This window comes from Streptomyces sp. NPDC057654, from assembly GCF_042800135.1.
Lineage (GTDB): Bacteria > Actinomycetota > Actinomycetes > Streptomycetales > Streptomycetaceae > Streptomyces.
The window spans coordinates 1-6560 of sequence record NZ_JBHVHQ010000474.1; the positions used below are offsets into that span (position 1 = coordinate 1).

The following is a 6560-nucleotide window of genomic DNA, read 5'->3' on the forward strand; positions in this document are numbered from 1 at the left end:
ACATGCGGCGACGCCGTGCCCCCGGGGTGCGGGGACACGGCGTCGGCCGGTTGAGCGCGTCGGCTCGTGAAGCGATGGGGCGCCGGATCAGTCGGCGAGGCGCTCGCCGGTGGAGGTCGAGAAGACGTGCAGCTCGCCCGGGCGCGGCACGACGTGCAGCACGGCGCCCTTCTCGGGCACCCGCCGCCCGTTCACGCGGACCACGAGGTCCTTCTTCTCGGCGCCGCCGATGTCCGCGGTGCCGTAGACGTACCCGTCCGCGCCGAGCTCCTCGACGACGTTCACGGTGACGGCGAGGCCGGCCGGGGCGTCCTTGGACTCCTTCGACAGGGACTTGGCCGCGCCCTCGCCCTCGCCGTTCGCGAGGTCGAAGTGCTCGGGCCGCACGCCGACGGTGACCGTGCTGTCGCCCTTGTCGGCCGCGGCGGACAGCGCCTCGCGGGAGACCGGGACGACGCTGTTGCCGAACTTCACGCCGCCGTCGGTGATCGGCACCTCGACGAGGTTCATGGCGGGGGAGCCGATGAAGCCCGCGACGAAGAGATTGTTCGGACGGTCGTACATATTGCGCGGCGAGTCGACCTGCTGGAGGAGCCCGTCCTTGAGCACGGCGACCCGGTCGCCCATGGTCATGGCCTCGACCTGGTCGTGCGTGACGTACACGGTGGTGATGCCCAGGCGGCGCTGGAGGCCGGCGATCTGGGTGCGGGTCTGCACGCGGAGCTTGGCGTCGAGGTTCGACAGCGGCTCGTCCATGAGGAAGACCTGCGGCTCGCGGACGATCGCGCGGCCCATCGCGACGCGCTGGCGCTGACCGCCGGAGAGCGCCTTGGGCTTGCGGCCCAGGTACTCGGTGAGGTCGAGGATCTTCGCGGCGTCCTCGACCTTCTGCCGGATCTCGCTCTTGTTGACGCCCGCGATCTTGAGGGCGAAGCCCATGTTGTCGGCGACCGTCATGTGCGGGTAGAGCGCGTAGTTCTGGAACACCATGGCGATGTCCCGGTCCTTCGGCGGCAGATGCGTGACGTCCCGGTCGCCGATCCGGATGGATCCGCCGTTGACGTCCTCCAGCCCCGCGAGCATCCGCAGCGACGTGGACTTCCCGCAGCCGGACGGCCCGACGAGGACGAGGAACTCGCCGTCCTCGATGGCGATGTCGAGCTGGTCGACGGCGGGCTTCTCGGTCCCCGGGTAGACCCGGGTGGCCTTGTCGTACGTGACCGTAGCCATGGCGATGTGGTCCCTTCACCGGCAGGAACGTGCCGGACGATCCGAGTAAAAGGAGTGGTCCAGTCCAATTGACGGGACTGCCCGTGACGCTACCCGCAGGCCACCCGCTTGTCAGTAGATGAACGGTCACGAAATTCTTGCGGTGCCCCCCTGACCTTGGCGTGGCTGGGCGAACCGGGCCCTGTGTAGAGTGGTCCCGCCTTCGCGTACGGGCCTATGTGCGCGATGCCGCCTTAGCTCAGTTGGCAGAGCTCCTGTCTTGTAAACAGGTGGTCGTCGGTTCGATTCCGACAGGCGGCCCACTGAACGCGCGGAACCGCGCTGTTGACGGCCCTCCGGAGAGATCGGGGGGCCGTCGCCGTTTTCCGCTCCCTTTTTCGCTCCCCCTTTTCGCTCCCCATAAAGGCCGCGATCGGCTCAGGCCATCGGTTTACGCTGCGGCCATGACCTCATCCTCTGTGCCCTCCGCGCCCCTGACGCCTCCCGCCCCCATCACCTCCGACGACTACGCGGCCCGTATGGCACGGGCCTCGCGGGCCGCGGCCGACGCCGGGCTCGCCGGGCTCGTGGTGACGCCGGGGCCCGACCTCGGCTGGCTCTGCGGCTACCGGCCGACCGCCGAGACCGAGCGGCTCACCGCGCTGCTGCTGGCCCCGGACCGCGAGCCGCTGCTGCTGGTGCCGACGCTGGAGAAGCCCGACGCGCAGCGCGCGGTCGGGGCCGGCGCGGTGCGGATCAGCGGCTGGACGGACGGCGAGGACCCGTACCGGGCCGTGGGCGGGCTGCTCGGGGACGTCAAGGGGCGCTACGGCGTCTCGGACAACGCCTGGGCGCTGCATCTGCTGGGGCTCCAGCGGACGTTCCCGGACTCGGGGTACTCGGCGTTCACGGAGGTGCTGCCGATGCTCCGGGCGGTGAAGGACGCGCACGAGGTGGAGCGGCTCGCGGCGGCGGGCGCGGCGGCGGACGCCACGTTCGAGGAGATCGCCCAGGTGCGCTTCGCGGGGCGGCGGGAGAGCGAGGTCGCGGCGGACCTCGCCGCGTCGCTGCTGCGCAACGGGCACAGCCAGGTGGACTTCACGGTCGTCGGCTCGGGCCCGAACGGCGCCAGCCCGCACCACGAGGCGGGCGAGCGGGTCATCGAGGAGGGCGACATGGTCGTACTCGACTTCGGCGGCCTGAAGGACGGCTACGGCTCCGACACGACCCGTACGGTCCACGTCGGCGAGCCGACCGCCGAGGAGCGCAAGGTGCACGACGTCGTGCGCGAGGCGCAGCAGGCCGGGTTCGAGGCGGTACGGCCCGGGGTGGCCTGCCAGGAGATCGACCGGGTGGCGCGGCAGGTCATCAAGGAGGCGGGGTACGGGGAGTACTTCATCCACCGAACCGGGCACGGCATCGGCGTGACCACGCACGAGCCGCCTTACATGGTCGAGGGCGAGCACCTGCCTCTGGTGCCGGGGATGTGCTTCTCGATCGAGCCGGGGATCTATCTGCCGGGCCGGTTCGGGGTGCGGATCGAGGACATCGTGGTGTGCACGGAGTCGGGCGGCAGGCGGCTGAACAACACGGCGCGGGAGCTGCGGGTGGTGGCCTGACGCCCGCGGTCGGGGCGCCGTCTCGTCGCTACGGGGCGTCCGCGGGCGCGATGTCGTTCTTGGGCGCCTTGGCCGTCACCATGGTCCCGGCGACCACCGCGGCCAGGAGCATGATCGCGGCGCCCCAGCCGATGGCGATGGTGAAGCCGTGCACGACGCCGTCCTTGATCACGGCCCCCTTGACGGCCGGGGTCGGCGCCCCGCCCGTACGCGCCGCGGCCTCCTTCATGTGGGAGGCGATGTACGTGGTGGAGGCGGACGTGGCGATGGTGTTCAGGAGGGCGGTGCCGATGGAACCGCCCACCTGCTGGGCGGTGTTGACCGTCGCCGAGGTCACGCCGGAGTCCTGCGGGGCGACGCCGCTGGTGGCGGTGGCCATGACGGGCATGAAGATCAGGCCCATGCCGAGGCCGACGAGGAGTTCGGCGGGCAGGACGTGCGAGACGTAGGCCGGTTTGGCGGTCAGGAACGTCAGCAGGAAGAGGCCGACGGCGGCCAGGACGGCGCCGGGGGTCATCAGGACGCGCGGCGGCAGGTGGTGCAGCAGCCGGGCGGAGATCTGCGTGGAGCCGACGATGATGGCGGCCGTCATGGGGAGGAACGCCATGCCGGTCTTGACGGGCGAGTAGCCGAGCACGACCTGCAAGTAGTAGGTCATGAACAGGAACATCCCGAACATGGCGATGACGGCGAGCCCCATGGTGGCGAACGCGCCCGCGCGGTTGCGGTCGCGGACGATGTGCAGCGGCAGCAGGGGGCTCGGGGCGCGCGTCTGCCACCAGGCGAAGGCGGCGAGCAGCGCGAGGCCGCCGGCCAGCAGGCCGAGTACGAGCGCGTCGTTCCAGCCGCGCGGCTCGGCCTCGCTGCACCCGTAGACGATCGCGACGAGGCCGCCGCAGCCGAGGATCGCGCCGGGCACGTCGAGGCGTACGTTGCCGTGGCCGGGGCGGTCGTGGAGCAGCATGGTGGCGCCGAGGAACGCGATGAGGGCGATGGGGATGTTGACGTAGAGGCACCAGCGCCAGTCGAGGTACTCGGTGAGCAGGCCGCCCGCGATCAGCCCGATGGCGGCGCCGCCGCCCGCGATGGCCCCGTAGATGCCGAACGCCTTGCTGCGCTCCTTGATGTCGGTGAACGTCGTGGTGAGCAGGGAGAGCGCGGAGGGGGCCAGGAGGGCTCCGAAGGCGCCTTGCAGGGCGCGGGCGAGGAACAGCATGCCCTGGCTGGACGCCGCGCCGCCGAGCGCGGAGGCGGCGGCGAACCCGATGAGCCCGATCAGGAAGGTGCGCTTGCGGCCGACGAGGTCCGCGACGCGCCCGCCGAGGAGCAGCAGACCGCCGAAGGCGAGGGTGTAGGCGGTGATCACCCATTGCCGGTTGCCGTCGGACATGTTCAGGTCGCGCTGCGCGGAGGGGAGCGCGATGTTCACGATGGTGGCGTCGAGCACCACCATGAGCTGCGCCAGCGCGATGATCACCAGCCCCCACCAGCGGCGGGGGTCGGGGTGCGGGGTGCTGCCCGTGGAGGCGGATATGTGGCTCTGGGTCATCGGGAGACCTGCTTTCGCGGCCGCTCGCGTTCGTGGGCCCTGCCGCACGCCGTGGGGCGGGCGGTGAGCTGGTGCCCGGCGCGTACCCGCTTTACCGCGTACGCACGTATCGACGCGCTCGTTTAGCGTAGGCGCTCCGGGGGCGGGGCGCGCTCCGGACGGGCGGGGTCCGGGCGGCGAGGCGTGGGACCGGGCTGTTGCGGGTCGTTCCCACGCAGGTCAGGGGCGTTGTCAGTGCCGTGTGCCACGGTATGTGCGGGAGGCGGTACGGGTGACTGCGGGAATGGTTGAGGAGGCGGCGCGATGACGGCGCGGGGCAAGCGGAGTGTGCGGGCGGTGCGGGTGCCGGAGGTGCGGCTGCCGCCGCTGCGGCCGTTCCAGGACGGGGAGCTGGAGACGGAGGGGGACTACGACGGGGTCGGCTTCGAGGACCTGGACTTCGTGGGCCAGGAGGGGCGCGGGGCGCGGTTCATGGACTGCCGGCTGACGCGCTGCGCGCTGGACGAGACGCGGCTGGGCCGGGCGCGGTTCGTGGACTGCGTGCTGGAGGGCGTCCGGGGGGTGGGCACGGATCTGGCGCAGGCGTCGCTGCGGGACGTGGAGCTCGTGGACGCGCGGCTGGGCGGCACGCAGTTGCACGGCGCGGTGCTGGAGCGGGTGCTGGTGCGCGGCGGGAAGATCGACTATTTGAATCTGCGCAAGGCGGTGCTCAGGGACGTGACGTTCGAGGGGTGCGTGCTGTCCGAGGCGGACTTCGGGAACGCGCGGCTGGAGCGGGTGGTGTTCCGGGACTGCGCGGTGCGGCGGGTCGATTTCACGGCGGTGCGGATGACGGACGTCGATCTGCGGGAGGTGACCGAGCTGGACATCGCGCGGGGCGTGGACCAGTTGGCGGGGGCGGTCATCAGCCCGGCCCAGCTCTTCGATCTGGCACCGGCGTTCGCGGCGCAGATAGGGGTGCGGGTGGAGTGACGGGGGCGGGCTGAGGGGAGGGGCGACGGGTTGAGGGGAGGGGCGGTTCGTGATCTCGTGACATCGGCTTGTCGGACACGCTGTACGAACCCTTGTACGCTGTGTGCGGTTCTACTCACGTCTACTCACGGGAGCGGGCGAGCGGTGGCCGGCGGCCGCTGTTCCGAGGGAGGCGGCCGTATGCGGTTACTGTTCGACGCCTCGCGGTTCGCGCCGGCGGATCGCGCCGGGGCCATGTCGGACTTCCTGACGGCCACATCGGGCACTCCCCACCGAGTCCGAGTGCTCGCCGACCGGCCCACGTCCGCCCGGGTCCGCGTGTCCGGGACGGAACTGGACGGCGGGGTCCTCTTCGCGGAGACGGTCGGCGGCGGCCTCGCGATCGAACGCACCGGAGCGGAACTGCGGGGAACCGGTCCGGAGCGGGTCTACTTCCTGCTGTTCGACGGCGACCTGCCCGGCCACTACGAACACGACGGCGTCAGCCGCCCGTTGCGTCGCGGCGATCTCTACGTCACGGATATGAACACCGCCTTCTCCTACCGTGCCGCTGCCGCCTACAGGGCGGGTTTCGTCCAGGTCGACCGTTCCCGGCTGGAGACGGACCTGGAGACCGTCCGCAGGGCCGACCACCGGCTGCCGAGCAGCCCCCTGTACGGAGTGGTCCGCGACCATCTGGCATCGCTGTCCGCCAACGCTCCGCTGCTGACCGGCGCCGAGGACCGTGAGTCCGCCACCGAGGCGACCGTCGCTCTGCTGAAGGGGCTGGTGGCCAGCGCTGCCCGGGACGACGACGCCGCGTCCCGCGGCGCCGTTCACGACCATCTCCTGGACCGGATCAGACTCTTTCTCCGCATGCACGCCGGGGACCAGGGCCTCGGCCCCGACGACATCGCCGCGGCCCACGCCATCTCGGTGCGCAAGCTGTTCCAGCTCTGGCAGTCCCAGCCGCTCTCCCTCAGCGAATCCATCATGCAACTGCGTCTGGAGGCCGCTCGGCGACGTCTGATCGCGCGACCGGACCTCACCATCGCCGCCGTCGCCCATGCCAGCGGGTTCGCCGACGCCTCGCACTTCTCCCGCCGCTTCCGTCGCGCGTCGGGCCGCACCCCGACCGCTTGGCGCGCCGAACATCACGACCGCTCTTCCGGGGGCGACGCGGGCGCCCCCGGGCGGGTGGGGTAGCCGGCGCCCTATGCCCGGCAGAAGGG

At 71.5% G+C, this 6560-nt stretch carries 5 protein-coding genes and 1 tRNA gene; 4 read left to right on the forward strand and 2 right to left on the reverse strand.

Annotated features, from left to right (window positions below):
- Positions 1-87 precede the first annotated feature (87 nt).
- Entirely contained in the window at positions 88-1230 is a 1143-nt protein-coding gene (locus tag ACFU99_RS28190) for an ABC transporter ATP-binding protein (protein WP_384397214.1), read from the reverse strand.
- A gap of 227 nt (positions 1231-1457) precedes the next feature.
- Between ACFU99_RS28190 and ACFU99_RS28195 the strand changes: the two genes are divergently transcribed.
- Together ACFU99_RS28195 and ACFU99_RS28200 are read left to right on the forward strand one after the other, a co-directional pair.
- Positions 1458-1530: transfer RNA gene (locus tag ACFU99_RS28195), tRNA-Thr, on the forward strand.
- Between the two features lie 143 nt (positions 1531-1673).
- Positions 1674-2828 carry a M24 family metallopeptidase gene (locus ACFU99_RS28200; RefSeq protein WP_384397217.1) on the forward strand — a complete coding sequence of 385 codons (1155 nt, stop codon included), beginning with the start codon at positions 1674-1676 and terminating at the stop codon, positions 2826-2828.
- Between the two features lie 28 nt (positions 2829-2856).
- Here ACFU99_RS28200 and ACFU99_RS28205 read toward each other — a convergent pair whose 3' ends face one another.
- Entirely contained in the window at positions 2857-4377 is a 1521-nt protein-coding gene (locus ACFU99_RS28205) for an MFS transporter (protein ID WP_384397220.1), read from the reverse strand.
- Between the two features lie 303 nt (positions 4378-4680).
- Between ACFU99_RS28205 and ACFU99_RS28210 the strand changes: the two genes are divergently transcribed.
- Positions 4681-5349, forward strand: a complete 669-nt coding sequence (locus ACFU99_RS28210; protein ID WP_384397223.1) for a pentapeptide repeat-containing protein — start codon at positions 4681-4683, stop codon at positions 5347-5349.
- Between the two features lie 180 nt (positions 5350-5529).
- Complete coding sequence (locus ACFU99_RS28215; RefSeq protein WP_384397226.1) at positions 5530-6534, forward strand: helix-turn-helix transcriptional regulator; 1005 nt, start codon at positions 5530-5532, stop codon at positions 6532-6534.
- Positions 6535-6560 lie beyond the last annotated feature (26 nt).